Annotated in this window: 15 protein-coding genes; 1 reads left to right on the top strand and 14 read right to left on the bottom strand. The window is 75.3% G+C overall.

Annotation, left to right across the window (positions count from 1 at the left end; genetic code table 11):
- Nucleotides 1-16 precede the first annotated feature (16 nt).
- Complete coding sequence (locus KPL59_RS08515; RefSeq protein WP_226360466.1) at nt 17-1384, top strand: MFS transporter; 1368 nt, start codon at nt 17-19, stop codon at nt 1382-1384.
- Nucleotides 1385-1392: 8 nt separating this feature from the next.
- Here KPL59_RS08515 and KPL59_RS08510 read toward each other — a convergent pair whose 3' ends face one another.
- From KPL59_RS08510 to KPL59_RS08445, 14 genes are all read right to left on the bottom strand, one after another.
- The gene (locus tag KPL59_RS08510; protein WP_020623326.1) at nt 1393-1989 is read right to left on the bottom strand and encodes a hypothetical protein; all 597 of its coding nucleotides are present in this window, start codon (nt 1987-1989) and stop codon (nt 1393-1395) included.
- Between the two features lie 136 nt (nt 1990-2125).
- Nucleotides 2126-2968, bottom strand: a complete 843-nt coding sequence (locus KPL59_RS08505) for an alpha/beta fold hydrolase (RefSeq protein WP_226360465.1) — start codon at nt 2966-2968, stop codon at nt 2126-2128.
- Complete coding sequence (locus KPL59_RS08500) at nt 2968-3405, bottom strand: PaaI family thioesterase (RefSeq protein ID WP_226360464.1); 438 nt, start codon at nt 3403-3405, stop codon at nt 2968-2970. The genes KPL59_RS08505 and KPL59_RS08500 overlap by 1 nt, the downstream gene beginning before the upstream one ends.
- Nucleotides 3406-3407: 2 nt before the next feature.
- Complete coding sequence (locus tag KPL59_RS08495) at nt 3408-5096, bottom strand: fatty acyl-AMP ligase (protein WP_226360463.1); 1689 nt, start codon at nt 5094-5096, stop codon at nt 3408-3410.
- Nucleotides 5097-5142: 46 nt separating this feature from the next.
- Complete coding sequence (locus KPL59_RS08490) at nt 5143-6288, bottom strand: cytochrome P450 (RefSeq protein WP_226360462.1); 1146 nt, start codon at nt 6286-6288, stop codon at nt 5143-5145.
- A complete protein-coding gene (locus tag KPL59_RS08485) occupies nt 6285-7112 on the bottom strand; it encodes a cyclopropane-fatty-acyl-phospholipid synthase family protein (protein ID WP_226360461.1) in 828 nt (275 codons plus the stop codon). Before KPL59_RS08485 ends, KPL59_RS08490 begins: the two co-directional genes overlap by 4 nt.
- A complete protein-coding gene (locus KPL59_RS08480; RefSeq protein WP_226360460.1) occupies nt 7109-7366 on the bottom strand; it encodes an acyl carrier protein in 258 nt (85 codons plus the stop codon). The genes KPL59_RS08485 and KPL59_RS08480 overlap by 4 nt, the downstream gene beginning before the upstream one ends.
- Nucleotides 7363-8295, bottom strand: coding sequence for a fatty acid desaturase (locus KPL59_RS08475; protein WP_226360459.1), 933 nt, complete (start codon nt 8293-8295; stop codon nt 7363-7365). Before KPL59_RS08475 ends, KPL59_RS08480 begins: the two co-directional genes overlap by 4 nt.
- Entirely contained in the window at nt 8292-9659 is a 1368-nt protein-coding gene (locus KPL59_RS08470) for an acetyl/propionyl/methylcrotonyl-CoA carboxylase subunit alpha (protein ID WP_226360458.1), read from the bottom strand. Before KPL59_RS08470 ends, KPL59_RS08475 begins: the two co-directional genes overlap by 4 nt.
- A gap of 3 nt (nt 9660-9662) precedes the next feature.
- The gene (locus tag KPL59_RS08465) at nt 9663-10142 is read right to left on the bottom strand and encodes a biotin/lipoyl-containing protein (protein ID WP_226360457.1); all 480 of its coding nucleotides are present in this window, start codon (nt 10140-10142) and stop codon (nt 9663-9665) included.
- Nucleotides 10139-11824 carry an acetyl-CoA carboxylase, carboxyltransferase subunit beta gene (accD, locus tag KPL59_RS08460; RefSeq protein ID WP_226360456.1) on the bottom strand — a complete coding sequence of 562 codons (1686 nt, stop codon included), beginning with the start codon at nt 11822-11824 and terminating at the stop codon, nt 10139-10141. Before accD ends, KPL59_RS08465 begins: the two co-directional genes overlap by 4 nt.
- Nucleotides 11821-13380 (bottom strand): PfaD family polyunsaturated fatty acid/polyketide biosynthesis protein, encoded by a 1560-nt coding sequence (locus KPL59_RS08455; RefSeq protein ID WP_226360455.1) that lies wholly within the window; start codon nt 13378-13380, stop codon nt 11821-11823. Before KPL59_RS08455 ends, accD begins: the two co-directional genes overlap by 4 nt.
- Nucleotides 13377-15437: a beta-ketoacyl synthase gene (locus tag KPL59_RS08450; protein ID WP_226360454.1), complete on the bottom strand. Its 2061-nt coding sequence runs from the start codon at nt 15435-15437 to the stop codon at nt 13377-13379. The genes KPL59_RS08455 and KPL59_RS08450 overlap by 4 nt, the downstream gene beginning before the upstream one ends.
- Nucleotides 15434-16462 (bottom strand): FAD-dependent oxidoreductase, encoded by a 1029-nt coding sequence (locus tag KPL59_RS08445; protein ID WP_226360453.1) that lies wholly within the window; start codon nt 16460-16462, stop codon nt 15434-15436. Before KPL59_RS08445 ends, KPL59_RS08450 begins: the two co-directional genes overlap by 4 nt.
- Between the last annotated feature and the right edge of the window lie 12 nt (nt 16463-16474).

Genomic DNA, 16474 nt, shown 5'->3' with positions numbered 1-16474 from the left:
GAGGACCGGGGGCCACATGACGACCGAACGCGCACGATTCCTGCCCACCGAGCAGGGCACACAGGCCCCCAACGCCGGCCGGGTGCTGGCGCTGCTGTTCGCCGCCAACACGTTCAACTTCTACGACCGGGCCGTCCCGGCGATCGTCGCCGAGCCGATCAAGCTGGAGTTCGGGCTCTCCGACCTGCAGATCGGAGTCCTGGCGGCGGCGTTCACCGTCGTCTACGCGGTCTGCGGGCTCCCCCTCGGGCGGCTCGCCGACCACCGCTCGCGGGCCCGGATCATGGGCTGGGGCATCGTGGCGTGGAGCCTGCTGACCGCTGCGAGCGGCGCGGCCTGGAACTACGTCTCCCTGCTGCTGATGCGGGTCGGCGTCGGTGTCGGTGAGGCCAGCTACGCGCCCGCCGCGAACTCGACGATCGCCGACCTCTACCCGGCGGGGAAGCGGGCGCGGGCGTTCGGGCTGTTCCAGCTGGGGCTGCCGGTCGGGCTCGTCCTCGCCTACTTCTCGGTCGGCGCGATCGCCGAGGCGTTCGGGACGTGGCGGGCGCCGTTCGTGCTGGCCGCGATCCCGGGGCTGCTGATCGCGGCCGGGTTCTTCCTGGTGCGCGAGCCCCGCCGCGGCGCGTCCGAACCGGCGTCGAGGACCGCGGCCGCGGCGGCGTCGACCTCCACGCCGCCGACGCCGGTCGACCGGCCGTTCCGCCGGGTCCTGGCCGTCCCGACCATGTGGTTCCTGATCATCGCCGGGATCGGCGCGAACCTCGCCTCGTACTCGGTCAACACCTTCACCGTGCCGCTGTTCCAGCGCTACTTCGGTGCGTCCCTGACCGGGGCGGCGGTGCTGACCGGTGTCGTCGTCGGCGTGACGGGGCTGGTCGGGCTGCTCGTCGGCGGCTGGGTCTCCGACCGGGCCGCCCGCCGTTCGACGGGTGCGCGGGTGCTGGTCGGTGCGGTGGCGACGCTGGTGTCGGTCCCGCTGACCTGGTTCGCGCTGTCCGTGGGGCCGGAGGCGACGGGCACGTTCGTCGTGCTGTTCGGCGCCGGGTGGCTGTTGCAGTACCTCTACTACACCTCGGCCTACCCGGCCGTCGCCGACGTCGTCGGGCCACGGCTGCGGTCCACGGCGACGGCGGTGTTCTTCGCCGCTTTCTACCTGCTCGGCGGCGCCGTCGGGCCGGTGATCGCCGGCGCGCTGTCGGACGCGTTCGCCGCGGACGCGCTGGCCACGGGCGCGAGCCCGGCCGAGGCCGCGGCGAACGGGCTGCGACAGGCCCTCGCGGTGATCGTGCCGCTGTCGATGGCGATCGCGTCGGTGGGGCTGTTCCTCGCGGCGCGCTCGGTGCGCCGGGACAACGAGCGGATGACCGCGGCCGCCGGCTGACCGGGAGCTCAGCCGGGCAGCCGGGTCCAGTCGCGGTCGTCGACGTCGGTGCCGAACGCGTCGAGGGTCACCGTGGTCGAGTCCTGCCGCTGCTCGGGGAGCCGGATCCGGCGCACGTGGGCGCCGTCGAGCCACACCTCGCCCGGCTCGCCGTCGGCGGTGGTGACGGTCAGCCGTCGCCACCGCTCGCCGCGATCGGGGACGACGCCGTGGTCGACGGCCTCGGTGACCTCGGCGAGCCGGTCGAACGCCGCGAGCGGGGTGACGATCCGGCCGGGGTCGGTGAGGCCCAGCGTGTCGAGCCTGCGCCCCGGCCGCCCGCTCCAGACCTGGTCCTCGATCTGCAGGAACGCGATGTGGTCGTGGCCCGCCATGGCGCGGCGCCGGGCGAGGTCGAGCACGCCTCGGGTCACGACCTGCCGGGGCACCCGGCGCAGGACGGCCCGGGCCAGGGCCGGCAGCGGGCGCCGTCGTCGCGGGAGCGCCTCCCCCATGGCGCGGGTCCCCGACAGGTCCATCAGCAGGGTGGCGCGGGCAGTACCGGCCGCGACCGTGCGGCCGATGGCGTCGCTCAGGCGGACCATGGCCGGGCACTCGGTCGTCATCGTGGGGCCTTTCGCAGGTGGCTCGGGGACGTCTCCGAGCCTGCCCGTCGGCGCGCTCCGGCGAATCGGTCCACAGGACGATTCCCGCCTCCACCGTAGGGAGGAGGCGGGGTCCGGCCGGCGGCGAGCGCGCCGGTCAGCCGGGCCGCGACGGCAGCGGCGGCCGGGGCCGGACCGCCGCCAGCTCGGCGAGCACCGCGGTCACCTCGGCCGGTCGTTCCAACGGGCTGCTGTGCCCGCAGCCCGCCAGCTCCACGAGCCGGGCGCCGCGGATGCCCGCGGCGAGCCGGGCCGCGTGGTCGGGTGGGGTGGCGGCGTCCTCGCTGCCCACGACGACGACCGTGGGGGCGGTGATCGCGCCCAGCTCGGCGGACACCGGGTCGCGGCCGGCGACCGCGAGCACCGCGCGGCGCAGCGCCCACCGGTCCGTGCGCCCGGCGCGACGCAGCCACTCCCGCAGCACCGGCGCCGACCCGGGGTCGGCGAGGAAGCCCGGTCCGAACAGCGACGGTCCGATGTGCCCGGCCAGCGGCCGGAGCCCGACGGCGAGCTGGACGAGCGCGAGCCGCCGCTGCCGTCGTGCCGCGCCGGGGTCGGTGCCGTCGGCGCTGGTGTCGAGCAGGGCGAGCGTGCGGACCAGCTCGGGATGCCGGGCGGCGAGCCGGAGACCGACGAACCCGCCCATCGACAGACCCACCCAGTGCACCGGACCCACGTCGAGGTGCCGGATCAGGGCGACGGCGTCCGCGGTGAGCGTGTCCATGTCGCAGGGGCCGGCCGCGGGGGGACTGTCGCCCTGTCCCCGCCAGTCGAGCGTCACGCAGCGCAGGTGGTCGCGCAGCGCGGCGATCTGGTGACGGAACATCCAGCCGCCGAAGAGCAGTCCGTGCCCCAGGACCATCGTCGGCGCGTCGGGCCGGCCGGGCGGCGGCCCGGTATCGGTCCAGGCGATCCGCGCACCCGGGACGTCGAGCAGCATCAGCCGACCTTCACGTTCCGCATGGTGACCAGCGCGGTCGCGCAGAGGGTCTCGTCGTCCCCGTCGACGGCCAGGACGTCGGCGGCCGCCACCGAGCTGCTCCGGCCCGGGGGCACCGTGCGACCCCGCGCGACGAGCCGGTCGCCGCGCGCCGGCGCGACGATCGAGAGGGTGTAGCCACCGGTCAGCGACACCCAGCCCGGCGGCAGGAGCGTCGCGGCGGCCGAGCCGCCGGCGAGGTCGGCGAGCGCGCCGAGGACGTACCCGGCGACGTGGCCGTCGTGCTGGGTCAGGTCGGGGCGCACGGGCAGGACGATCTCGGCGACGCCCTCACCGAGCGGGCCGACGGTGATGCCGAGCCAACGCGCGGCGGGCATCGTCTGCACGGCCGCACGCACGAGGTCGGCCTGCTCGGGGTTCGGGGCGGGGTTCGGCACGGTCACTCCTCGGTCCGGGGGTTCCAGGGCTCGAAGCCCGGGTCGGTGTGCAGGGCACGCACGGCGGCGCGGCGAACCTTGCCGCTGCTGGTGCGCGGGACCCGTCCGGGCAGGGTCAGGACGAGCTCGGCGAGGGTCAGACCGTGCTCGCGGGCGACCGCGGCACGCACCGCCGCGCGCACGTCGCGCGGATCACCGACGCGGCGGTGCTCGCGGCGCACCTCCTGCACGACGACCGGCCGTTCACCGGCCGGACCGGCGACGGCGAACGCGGCACCCGCGCCGGGCTGTAGCGCGGGGTGCGCCGCGGCCACGGTCGCCTCGATGTCGTGCGGGTGATGGTTGCGGCCGCGGACGATCACGACGTCCTTGCGGCGGCCGACGACGACGAGCTCGCCGTCGTGCAGGGCCCCGAGGTCGCCGGTGCGCAGGTAGGCATCCGGTTCCCCGCGGATCCGGGCCCGGAAGGTCTCGGCGGTGGCGGAGGGGTTCCGCCAGTACCCGGCGGCGACGGCCGGTCCACGCACCCAGATCTCGCCCACCGACCCGTCCGGGACGGCGACGGCGGTGTCGGGGTCGACGATGCGCACCGACTCCCCCGGCAGCTCCACCCCGGAGCCGGCCAGCTCGCGCACCCGCCCGCCACCGGTCCGCAGCCGGCCGTCCTGCAGCGCATCCGCGTCGACGGTGAGCAAGCGGGACCCGCGCATCGCCCCGGTGCCGGTCACGATCAGCGTGGCCTCGGCCAGGCCGTAGCAGGGGTGCAGTGCCTCTGCGGCGAAGCCGTGTGGGCCGAAGGTCGCGGCGAACGATCGCAGGGTCTCCGGCCGGACGGGTTCGGCACCGTCGAACGCGACCCGCCAGCTGGACAGGTCCAGCTCCGGCACCGGACCACGCGCCGCGGCGGCGACACAGGCGTCGAAGGCGAAGTTCGGCCCGCCGCTGGTGTGGGCCCGGTACCGGGAGATCGCCTCGAGCCACAGCAGCGGGCGGCGGACGAACGTCATGGGGGACATCAGGACCGCGGTGGCCCCCACCCACAGGGGCTGCAGCGCGTTGCCGATCAGACCCTGGTCGTGGAAGAACGGCGCCCACCCGACGACGGTCGAGCGCTCGTCGTGCCCGAACGCGGCAGCGATCATGTCCTCGTTCGCGGCCAGGTTGGCGTGGGTGACCATGACGCCCTTGGGGGCGGCGGTGGAGCCGGAGGTGTACTGCAGGAACGCCAGCTCGCCCGGCTCCGGGCGGCCGGTGCCCTCCCCGATCTCGTCGACCGCCAGCCCGGGGAGCCCGTCGACGGCGTCGAGACCGGCCCGCAGCCCCAGGACGACGCCCGCGTCGCTGTCGGCGATCACCGAGGCGGTGGTCTCCCCCGCGTCGCGGCGCCGCGGCGGCTTCACCGGTACCGCGACGATCCCCGCGTACAGGCAGCCGAGGAACGCGATCAGGAACTCGGGGCACTGGGGGAACGACAGCAGCGCCCGGTCGCCGCGCGTGTGGCGGTCGCGCAGGACCCCGGCGACGCCGAGCGCGCGGCGGTGCAGCTCGGCGTAGGTGAGCGTCCGCGTCTCCACGCCCTGCTCGTCGAGGAACCTGTAGGCGACCCGGTCCGGGTGCTCCGCGGCACGGGCCGCGACCCGGTCGGGCACCGTCGTCGATGTGTGCGGCGGGGCGCTCGCGGTGCTGGTCACGGCAGGACTCCCGTCGTCGGTGTGCGGGCGGCGCCCGGTCGGCCGGTCATGGGCCCACCTGCACCGGTAGCTCCGCCGGGCCGCGGACGATGCCGCTGTCGGTGCGCCGGCGGACCGGCCCGGCCGGGCGCAGACCGCGTTCGAGCAGCGCGCCGAGCGTGCGTCCGGCGACCAACTCGGCGAGCGCGCCGCCGAGGCAGCCGTGCATGCCGAAGCCGAAGCCCAGGTGCGGGCCGGGCGGCCGGTCGACGTCGAACCGGTCCGGGTCCTCGAACACCCGCGGGTCCCGGTTGGCGGCGCCGAGGCAGAGCAGGAGCTGCTCCCCCGCGGCGATCCGGGCGTCGCCGACGACGAGGTCACCCCCGGCCCTGCGGGTGGTCATCTGCAGCGGGCTGTCGTGGCGCAGCACCTCGCGGACCGCGGCGGCCGGGCGCGCGCGGGCGGCGCCGACCTGGTCGGGGTGGGCGAGCAGGGCGAGCACGGCGTTGCCGATCAGGGCGGCGGAGGTCTCCGTCCCGGCGACGAAGCACATGATCCCGAGGAACGCGACCTCCTCCTCGGACAGCCGGTCGCCGCCCGCGGTGCGGGCCCGCCTCAGCTCGTGCAGCAGGCCGGCGGTGCGCACGTCGGCGAGGGTCCCGGCGAAGGTCTCGACGACGGCCGCGACCCGGGCCAGGTCGTCCTCGGTCATCAGCCCGGGTTCGAGGAGGAGCCGGACCTCGTGGGTCCACCGGGCGACCCGGCCGTGCAGCGCGGTGGGCAGACCCAGCCAGGTGCAGAGCACCTCGACCGGCAGCGGGTCGGCCACCGTTGCCATCAGCTCGACGGTCCCGGCCAGCCCCGCGGTCCGCGCGTCGACGGCGGCCTCGACCAGCGGCGTCAGCTCCTCGACCGCAGCGGTGGTGAAGACCCGGTTGACCAGTCCGCGCAGCCGGGCGTGCGCAGGGTCGTCGGTGAACACCAGCGAGGCCCGGCCGAGCCGCAGGATCGCCTCCGCGCCGGGCCCGCGCCGGGCGACGACCTGCGGGATCAGCTCGGCGCTCACGCTGCGGTCGCGGAGCACGGCGACGACGTCGGCGTGCCGGGTCAGGACCCACATGCCCAGCGTCCGGACCGGCGGTGCCTCGCGCAGCGCCGCGTACTGCGGGTAGGGATCGGCGCGGAACGACGGCGCGAGCGGGTTGAACCTCATCGTCCCCACCGGGAGCCGTAGGGCCGCAACGTGATCCGGTAGAGCGCGAGCTTGCCCATCCGGAAGCCGAACGAGGACAGGGTCAGGTACCGCTCGTAGCGCGCGACGACCTCCGGCCCGACGAGCTCCCGGGCCGGCTCCCGCCGGGCCTTGAGCCGGCGCGCCCACTGCGCGCAGGTCCAGGCGTAGTCGAGCCGACCGTTGGACAGCGCGGTGATCTCCAGGACCCCGTCGGCGGCGGTGGTGATCTCCGGGAGGGTGGGGAGCTCGGCGTCCGGGAAGATCTCCTGCTGCATGAACCGGCTGGCCTCGGCGGGGTCCATGTCGGCGTAGCCGATGGTCTGCAGCGACAGCGCGCCACGGCTGCCGTCGAGCCAGTCCCGGCACCGGGTGAAGAAGTCACGGTAGATCGCGACCTTGTCGGTGCCGGGGGCGGCGAAGTGCTCGAACGCGCCGATGGACACGATCCCGTCGTAGGGCCGGGTGGGCCGGTGGTCGCGCCAGTCCTCGACGCGGACCTCCACGTCGTCGAGGCACAGGGCCCGCACGTGCGCGGCCTGGGCGTCGGAGAGGGTGAGGCCCACCGCGGGCACCCCGGCCCTGGCGAGGATGCCGCCCCAGCCGCACCCGACGTCGAGCAGCCGGGTGCGGGCGCCGGCGGCCGCCAGGTGCCTGGCCAGCTTGCGTTCCTGTGCCTCCTCCAGGGTGCCGCGCCCCCAGGCGCAGGAGTAGCTCAGCGTCGGGTCGAGCCAGAGCGCGTAGAAGTCGTTGCCGACGTCGTAGTGCCGCCGGATCGCCGCGACCGGGGTGCCTGCGGTCGTCACGGCAGTCGCTGGTGGACGTGGGTGGCCACCGCGAGGACGGTGGGGTTCTCGAACAGCTCCTCGGGGGCGATGTCGACGCCGTAGCGCTCCTCGATCTCGACCAGCAGCGACACCGCGAGGGCGGAGTCGATACCGAGCCGGTCGAAGTCGGCGTCGGGCTCGATGTCGGACTCGGGCAGGTCCAGCAGGCCGGCGAGGAAGCCGCGGCTCCAGGCGACGATGCCCGGGATGTCGGTGGCGACGGGGACGCTCATGATCGGGCTCCGGCGGGACGGACGCGCCGGGAGGCCCGGCGCTCGGCGGACGGGGTCTTCAGGTTCCAGGCCATGCCGGCCGCGGAGAGGGCCTTGATCAGCCAGAACCCCGGGTCGAGCCGGTACCAGTCCAGCCCGAACGAGGGGGACTCGGGGAACGCGTGGTGGTTGTTGTGCCACGCCTCGCCGAGGGTCAGCAGCGCGAACACGCCGCCGTTGCGGCTGTTCTCGCGGGACTCGTAGGGGCGCGTACCGAACCGGTGCAGGAAGGAGTTGATCGCCCACACGATGTGCTCGAGCACGAAGATGCGGACGAACCCGCCCCACAGCAGACCGGCCACGGCACCCTGCCAGGACAGCTCCACCAGGCCGCCGACCAGCGCGGGCACGGCCAGCCCGAGCGCCACCCACCAGTGGTAGTGCCGGGTGACCCGCACCAGGACGCGGTTGCGCAGCAGGTCCGGCGCGTAGTGCACGACGTTGGGGTACTCGTGGCGGCGCATCCACAGGAAGTGCGAGTGCACCAGGCCGCGCAGCAGCCCACGCATCCCGCCGCCGGACAGGTTGGGCGAGTGCGGGTCGCCCTCGCGGTCGGAGAACTCGTGGTGGCGGCGGTGCAGCGCGACCCAGGAGATCACCGGCCCCTGCCCGGCCATCGACCCGAGCACGGCCTGCACCCCGGGCGTGGTGCTGAACGTGCGATGGGTGAACAGCCGGTGGTAGCCGACCGTGATGCCGAGGCCGGTGAGCAGCCACATCCCGGCCAGGAGCGCGAACTCGGTCCAGCCGAACGGGTGCACCCACAGGAACGCGACCGCCGCGACGGTGCCCACGATCGGGGCCACGTCGAACAGCAGGAAGTGCCTGCGCTGCAGCTTGTGGATGTAGGGACTGCTCAGGGTCTTGCGACGTGGTTCGGCGACGCTCATGCCCGCACCCCTCCCAGGGCTCGTTCCTTCATACGGTCGAGCAGCCCGGTGTCGTGCCGGCCGGCCCGGAAGTCGGGTTCGGCCAGGACGTCCCGCAGGAACGACGCGGTCGTCGCGACCCGCTCCCCGCGGACGTGGGTCTCGGCGAGCGCGCGGTCCATCCGGCGCAGCGCGGTGTCCCTGTCCGGGCCCCAGGTGATGACCTTCGCCAGCAGCGAGTCGTAGTCCGCCGGGATCCGCCGCCCGTCGGCGACGTGGGTGTCCACCCGGACGAACGGCCCACCGGGCAGCAGGACGGTGTCCAGCAGACCGGGGGTCGGTGCGAAGTCGCGTGCGGGGTCCTCGGCGTTGATCCGGCACTCCACGGCGACGCCGTCGAGCCGGACCGCGTCCTGGGTCAGGCGCAGCGGTTCCCCCATCGCGATGCGGAGCTGCTCGGCCACGAGGTCGACGCCGGTGACCACCTCGGTCACCGGGTGCTCCACCTGCAGTCGGCAGTTGACCTCCATGAAGTAGTGCGCACCGGCGGGGTCGACGAGGAACTCGACGGTCCCGGCGCCGACGTAGCCGACGGAGAGCACCGCGCGCACGGCCGCCTCACCGACGGCGCGCTGGTCCTCGGCGGAGAGCCCGGGGGCGGGCGTCTCCTCGACCAGCTTCTGGTGGCGTCGCTGCACCGAGCAGTCCCGGGCCCCGAGGTGGACGCCGTGGCCGTGGGCGTCGCAGAGCACCTGGATCTCCACGTGCCGGGCCGAGTCGAGGTAGCGCTCGACGTAGACCCGGCCGTCGCCGAAGACCGATGCGGCGCCGGCCCGGGTGCGCCGGTAGGCGTCGTCGAAGGCGCCGGGGTCGCGGACGACGGCCATCCCGCGCCCCCCACCGCCGGCGACGGCCTTGATGATCACCGGGTAGCCGATGTCCTGCGCCAGTGCCCTGGCGGTGTCCGGGTCGTCGACGGCGCCGGTGCTGCCCGGGAGCAGCGGCAGGCCCGCACCGACCATCGCGGCGCGGGCGGACGCCTTGTCCCCCAGCAGCTCCATCACCGAGGGCGGGGGTCCGACGAAGGTGATGCCCTCGGCGGCGCACACCTCGGCGAAGTCCGGGTTCTCCGACAGGAACCCGTAGCCGGGGTGGATCGCGTCGGCGCCGGTCATCCGGGCCGCCTCGATCACCGCCGGGATGTGGTTGTAGCTGCGGCGCGCGGGGCCGGGTCCGATGCGCACGGCCTCGTCGGCCTCGGTGACGACCGGGGCGCCCTCGTCGGCGGAGGAGTACACCGCCACCGTCCGCAGGCCGAGCTCGCGGCAGGTCCGCAGGATCCGCAGGGCGATCTCGCCGCGGTTGGCGATGAGCACGGTGTGCACGGTTCAGCCCTCGGCGAGCGCGAACAGCGGCGCGCCGAACTCGACGGCGGCGGCGTCGGGGCACAGCACCTCGACGACCCGCCCTCCCCGGTCCGCCTCCACCGGGATCATCAGCTTCATCGCCTCGACGATCCCCACCTGCTGCCCGGGGCTGACCAGGTCACCGGGGCCGACGAACGGCGGCGCGCCGGGTTCCGGGGACCGGTAGAACACACCGACCGTCGGCGCGGTGAGCGTGTGGCCGGCGCCGGTGTCGCCGGCAGCCGGTTCCGCCGCGGCGGTCCCGGCGGCCGGCCCCGGCGCGGGGGCGGCCGCGGCGGGGGCCGGGACCGCGGAGGCGGTGCCGGCGGGCGCCAGGTCCCACTCCAGCGTCACCTCCCCGGCCGCGAGTCGGATCCGCTCCGGCGGACGGGGGGCGGCGGCCATGGTGACGGCGGCGCGGTGCAGGGTGTCGAGCACCGCACCCAGGTCGGACGTGCTCACGGGTTCGCTCCGGGGGTGGGGGCGCCGAACGCGCGGAACCGCGCGTGGCGCCGTTCGATCCGGCTGGCGCTGTCCATCCGGGACAGGGGCAGCAGGCTGGTGAGCAGTGCCGCACCGAGTGCCTCGGCAGCGGCGAGGTGGTCGCCGTGCTCGGTCTCGGGGACCACGCCGTCGACCACGCCGAGCCCGAGCAGCGAGCGGGCGTCGACCCGCAGCGCCTCGGCCGCGCGTGGCGCGCACCCGGCGTCCTTCCACAGGATCGAGGCGCAGCCCTCCGGCGTGATGACCGAGTAGACGGCGTCGGCGCACATCAGCACCACGTCGGCGACGGCGAGCGCGAGCGCACCGCCGCTGCCGCCCTCGCCGGTGACGACCGCGACCACCGGCACCGGCAGCCCGGACAGCAGCCGCAGGTTCTCGGCGATGGCCACCGCCTGCCCCTGTTCCTCGGCGGCGACCCCGGGGAAGGCCCCGGAGGTGTCGACCAGGCTGACCACCGGCAGGCCGAGCTTCCCGGCCAGGCGCAGCACGCGGGCGGCCTTGCGGTAGCCGGCGGGGGTGGGCATGCCGTAGTTGCGTCGCGCCAGCTCGCCGGGGGTGCGGCCCTTCTGGGTCCCGACCAGGACCACCGGTGTGCCGGCGAGGCGGCCGAGTCCGCAGACCATCGCCGCGCAGTCCGCGGCCATCCGGTCACCGTGCAGCTCGGTGAAGTCCTCCAGCAGGAGGTGGGCGTAGTCGAGGGTGGTCGGGCGGCCGAACCGGCGGGCGGCCCGGACCGCGTCCCACGGATGGCGTTCGGGCAGCGCGGCGGGGTCGCGGACGACGACCTCGGGGGACTCGTCGGTGAGGCATGCCTGGCCGCCGGCGACCGCGAGCAGCCGGCTCAGCGCGCCCCTCAGCTCGGCCCGCGGCACGATCAGGTCGACGATGCCGTGCTCGAGCAGGTACTCCGCGGTCTGGAAGCCCTCCGGCAGGGTCTCGCCGATGGTCTGGGCGATGACCCGCGGCCCGGCGAACCCGAGCCGCGCCCCGGGCTCGGCCACGATGACGTCGCACAACGTCGCGAAGCTGGCCGCGACACCGCCGTAGGTCGGGTCGGTGACCAGTGAGATCGTCAGCACCCCGGCCTCGTCGAGGCGGCGCAGCGCCTGGCTGGTCTTGGCCATCTGCATCAGGGCCACGACGCCTTCCTGCATGCGGGCCCCGCCGGAGGCGCTGACCAGCAGCAGCGGGGTGTGCTCGGCCTCGGCGACCTCGCAGGCCCGGGTGATGGCCTCACCGACGGCGGCGCCCAGCGAGCCGCCGAGGAAGCCGAAGTCCATGGCCGCGACGACGACCGGGTGGCCGTCGATGCGGCCCCGGGCGCAGAGCACGGCCTCCTGCAGGCCGGTGCGGCGGCGCGCGTCGCGCAGCCGGTCCGGGTACGGCCGGGAGTCGACGAACCCGAGCGGGTCACCGTCGACGTGCTCGATCGGCAGCAGCCGGACGGAGCCCTCGTCGAGGAGCCCGGCGAGCCGCTCGGGCGCGGTGAGCGGGCCGTGGTGGCCGCACTCCGGACAGACACCCGCGCCGCGGCGCAGTCGCTTGGCGTAGACCATCGCGTCGCAGGCGGTGCAGAGCACCCAGTCGGTCGGGCCGGCGGCGGGGGTGGGCAGCGGCGGGGCCGGCAGTGTCTCGGTCACGGGAGGATCTCCGGTCGGTGGGTGGCGGCGGACGCCGGCAGGGAGACCCCGGCCTGACGCAGGGCGGTGACCCGGCTGCGGAACGCCGCGCCACGCATGAGGTTCTCGGCAATCCCGCGGACGGTGCGGGCACCGACCGGCTCGAGTGCGGTGCCGGCGAGCCAGGAGTTGCAGGCGCCCATGGCCGGACCGCACCAGATCTGGTAGTCGGCGGTGCGGTCCTCGACGCCGCCGGCCGCCCAGTGCGACGACAGCCCCAGGTACCAGCGGAACACCAGGGCCATCCGGCGTTGCGGGTTCTCCGCGGCCCGGGCGATCTGGTCCGGGTCGCGGCGGCTGAAGTAGTCGACGGTGTCGGACCACACGTCCTCGAGCGGGCGGCGGAACACGGTGCGTTCCAGCGACCGGCGCTCGTCGACGGGCAGGTCGTCGAGGCCGTCGTGGCGGCGGTAGAGGTCGTACAGACGACGGGCACAGGCGGCGAACATCGTGCCGCGGCGCAGCACCTGGACGTCGACGCCGAGCTCGAACATGTCGCTGGAGGGCGCCATCTCGGTGTCGGTGACCCCGGCCTGCCCGAGCAGCTCCTTGGCCTGCGGGGACTGTCCGGACTCGACGCAGGCCTGGTTGACCGAGCCGGTCACGACGTAGTCGGCGCCCTGGGCGAACGCGGCGGCGACCGCGTCGGGGGTGCCGATGCCGCCGGCCGCCCCGACCCGCACCCGGGGGGCGCGGCGGTCACGCAGCCGGATCAGCTCGCCCAGCAGGACGGGCAGCGGCCGCCGGTCGGTGTGCCCGCCCGAGTCGGCCTCGGCGGTGAGGTCGTCGGCCATCGGCACGGTCGCGGCGAGCGCGGCCTGCTCGGCGGTGATCCGGCCCTCCTCCCGCAGCCGGCGCAGGATCGGCTCCGGTGCGGGGGCGAGGAACAGCTCGGCGATCTCGGTGCGCGACACCTTCGCGATGACGCGGTGCCCGACGGCGACGGTGCCGTCGGCGGCGCGGGACAGCCCGAGCGCCCGGTAGCGGACGATCTCCGGGGTCAGCTCCAGGAACGCCGACGCCTCCAGCGTCCGCACCCCGTGCCGCAGGCAGAGGTCGACGGTGGAGCGTTCCATCGCCGACTCGCTGGGGCTGTGGATGAGGTTGCAGGCGAACGGTCGGCCGGGCGCGTCGCGGGTGATCGCGGCGAGTCCGGCGTCGACCTTCTCCGCGACGAGCCCGGCGGCACCGAAGGACGCCAGGATCCCGTCGCGGGCCAGCGCGGTCACCATCCGCGCCGACGCGAGGCCGTGCGCCATCGCACCGGCCTGGTAGGCGAGCCGGACGCCGTGCGTGGCCCGGAACGCCGGGGCGCCGAGCCGCGACGGGGGCAACGGGCCCGCCACGGCGAGCACCTGGGCGTCGGGCAGCCGTGCGTGGGCCATCGCGACGCCCGCGGCGTCGCGGAGCACGTACACCGGCCGGTCCAGGTCGGCGAGTACGCGGTGGACCGCCTCCGGGTCGCGGGCGGGAGCCCCGCCCGCGACCTCCGGAGCGGTGTCGGACAGCGCGGTCACCACGACGGCGCTCCCTTCTCACGCGCCTCGGCGGCGACGTCGGTCAGCTCGTAGATGCGCAGGCCCGGCTTCCAGACCGAGGCGTCGGCGAGGACCCGGACCCGGCCGGGGCGCCGTTCGACGGACCGGATGTGCGCCTCGACGGTCATCTCGCCGTCGCCGGCCAGGATCTGGCCGCGGTAGCGCCAGGACAGCTCGGGGCCGGCCGGCACGACGAACTCCGGTGCGGTCAGCCCGTCGAGGGCACCGGAGTCCACGAGCCACTCCTGCAGCACCTGGATCACCGCCTCCACCCCGAGCGAGCCGGGCATCACCGGGTCGAGGTGGAAGTGCCGGGCGAAGAACCAGTCGCCCGCCCCGACGGTGCGACGGGCCCGGAGGTAGCCGCGGCCGTGGACACCGCCGTCGTCGACGATCTCCAGCTCGGGCACCAGGTCCAGCTCACCGGAGGCACCGCACCGCCCGGTGCGCACGGTCCGGGCCGGCCGCGGGTTCCGTTCCAGCCAGGTGGGGACGTGTGCGCCGTTGTCCAGGCCGGTCTGGTTGGCCAGGGCGACGGCGTTGAAGAAGCCGAACAGGGAGTGCCCGGAGTAGAACGGCGGGACCCGGTCGCGGTCCTCGCCGTCGAGCCAGAGCGCGTAGGAGAAGCTCTGGAGCACCGCGCCGGACAGGACCGTGGTGGTGAGCAGCTCCGAGCGCTGCACCACGGTCCGCCCGCGCAGGTCGACCTCGCGGTGCAGGGTGGCGCTGCCGTCGAGGTTGCGCAGGCTGTAGTTCTCCTGCGGGTCGGTGAGGGTGGCGCCGAGGTGGTAGCCGAGCAGCAGCGCCGACTGCAGCGACGTCTCCATCAGCACCACGTTCGGGACCGACGGGCTGGGCGCGGCGCCGTAGTACCAGGCGTCGGCCGCGGAGTCCCACTCCGTCTCGCCGATCGCCCCGCCCGCGAGGTCGCCCCGGGTGCCGTGCACCGCCATGACCCGTCCGACCAGCCGCAGTCCGCCTGCGGGCGGGCGGGTGGCGCGGACGTCGGCGTAGCGGGCGAACTCCGGACCGAGTGCCATCTGCAGCTCGCCGACCGACGCCGTGGCGAGAGCCAGTTCGTCGACCACGGCCAGCTCGCCGGTGACGCCGCGGCGGACCGGCAGCGCGGGCGGGTTGCCCCCTCGCCGGGTGCCCAGCGGGGTGCCGGGCGCCTCGCGGACCTGCACGGTCAGGCCGTCGACCCGGCCTGCCGGGCGAGCGTCGGCACGCAGCTCGACGTCGACCCGCAGCCACGGCCGCGGCACCAGGTCGGCACCGGTGACCTCGGCGAGCACCTCGACCTCGCCGGCCGCGCCGGGCGCGTCGGCGAGCACACCACCGTCGCTGACGAACCGGGCCGCCGGGACGACCGTGGGCAGGCCGAGCCAGCCCGCGAGGACCTCCCCGACCTGGACGGCGAGGGCGCGCAGCTGGTCGGCACCGGCCGGGCCGGTGGCCCGGCCGCGCAGCACACCGACGCCGACCGGGCCGCCCGGGCGCAGCTCGAGCACCGACCGGAGCGGGCCGTCGTGCAGGAGCGGTCCGGGCTCGCCACCGCGATCGTGCCGGGGCCCGAAGACCCCGGCCAGGTCACCACGGCGCAGCCGCTCGAGTGCGGTCGTGTCGAGACCGGTGACCACGGCGGGGGCCAGGGGCTCCAGGGCGCCCTCCGGCCGGTACCCGGCCGGGGCGAGGGCGAGCCGCGGTGGCTCGACCGGTCCTCCGCCGGCGACGGGCCCGGCGGCAGCGGGTCCCGGCTGCGGACGGCCGCCGCGCACCGCAGCCAGCGCGGACTCCTGCCACGCGGTCTGGAGCTCCACGGCGGCGCGGTGGGCGGCGAGCACACCGGCCCGCAGCTCGCCGACGACCTGCGCGGTCAGGACGTCGGTCCCGGTCCCCTGCCCCGCCGCCGGGGCGGCTGCGGTGAGGAGTCCCCCGGTGGCCGGGCCCTCCGGGCCGGACCGCGCGGGGCGCTCGGGGAGACCGCCGTCGAAGGGCTCGCCGTCGAAGGCGATCGCGTCGAGTTCGGTGCTCATCGGGTCGCTCCGTTCCACCGACGGACCGCCTCGGCGAACCGCTCGGACATGTCCGGGGTGCTGACCGCGCCCACGTCCCGCCACCGCTGCAGGACACGGCCCCGCGGGTCGGTGACGGTGGCGCTCACCGTGACCCCGCCCGCGGTCGGACGCAGGTCCTCGGCGGTCACCCGGAACGGGGAGCCGTCCGGTATCGGGGCGAACAGCTCGACCGACCCGACCGACAGCGGCAGGCACCCGGCACCCAGGTGCCAGACCCCCAGCACCGAGGCGACCTGGAGCACGACGTCGCCGAGCACCGGGCTGTGCAGGCCGGCCGCCCAGCCGCCCCCGCCGAGCGGTGTGTCGGTCAGGCGGCACTGCGCCACCAGCCGCGCCGGCTCCCGTACGACCACCCCGCGCAGCCCCTGCAGCAGCGGCCCGTGGAACAGGTCGGCGTCGCGGTAGATCCGCAGACCGTCGTCGCCGTCGGTGGGGGTCCAGCCCGCGTACCGCGGGGCCCCGGCCTCTGGAAGGACGGAGCCACGAACACGACTCCGAATGCCGTCGGCGCCCACGACCAGCGCCGCCGTGAGAACCCCCTCGTTCTCGTGATCGGTGCGGTACGAGACGGTTGCAGACGACTTGCCCTGTGCGACATCGACGACCGTGGCACCCGTCCGAACAAGGTCAGGTCGCACGGCCGCAAGTAGGCACTCGTGCAACTCGGCGCGGTGGAGGACGAGCACGCTGAGATCGTTCTCCACCCGCAATCGCCGTCCCGACGATCGCGAAAGCCAGTGACCAGCGCTGGTTCGAATTCCGCCGTTGCCCTGCACAGTGCCGTGCGCGCGGATGGACTCTCCAGCGCCGAGCAGATCCAGAGCCCTGAGGCCATTCGACCACAGCGATATACCGGCGCCGGTGGCACGGATCTCCGGAGCCTGTTCGAATACCGTGACATCCCAGCCAGCTGCGCGTAGCCCCACCGCGGCTGCCAGTCCACCGATCCCCGCTCCAACGATGATCGCGGTTCTCTCGTTCACGAAGCCGCTCCC

Source organism: Pseudonocardia sp. ICBG1142 (genome assembly GCF_020496255.1).
GTDB lineage: Bacteria > Actinomycetota > Actinomycetes > Mycobacteriales > Pseudonocardiaceae > Pseudonocardia.
The sequence above is the reverse complement of the archived record's forward strand: the minus strand, read 5'-3'. Positions and strand labels throughout refer to the sequence as shown.

Bases quoted from the DNA above. Each gene is read 5' to 3' on its own strand.
- KPL59_RS08515 (WP_226360466.1), top strand. From the start codon at position 17: ATGACGACCGAACGCGCACGATTCCTGCCCACCGAGCAGGGCACACAG.
- KPL59_RS08510 (WP_020623326.1), bottom strand. From the start codon at position 1,989: ATGACGACCGAGTGCCCGGCCATGGTCCGCCTGAGCGACGCCATCGGC.
- KPL59_RS08505 (WP_226360465.1), bottom strand. From the start codon at position 2,968: ATGCTGCTCGACGTCCCGGGTGCGCGGATCGCCTGGACCGATACCGGG.
- KPL59_RS08490 (WP_226360462.1), bottom strand. From the start codon at position 6,288: ATGAGGTTCAACCCGCTCGCGCCGTCGTTCCGCGCCGATCCCTACCCG.
- KPL59_RS08480 (WP_226360460.1), bottom strand. From the start codon at position 7,366: ATGAGCGTCCCCGTCGCCACCGACATCCCGGGCATCGTCGCCTGGAGC.
- KPL59_RS08475 (WP_226360459.1), bottom strand. From the start codon at position 8,295: ATGAGCGTCGCCGAACCACGTCGCAAGACCCTGAGCAGTCCCTACATC.
- KPL59_RS08450 (WP_226360454.1), bottom strand. From the start codon at position 15,437: ATGAGCACCGAACTCGACGCGATCGCCTTCGACGGCGAGCCCTTCGAC.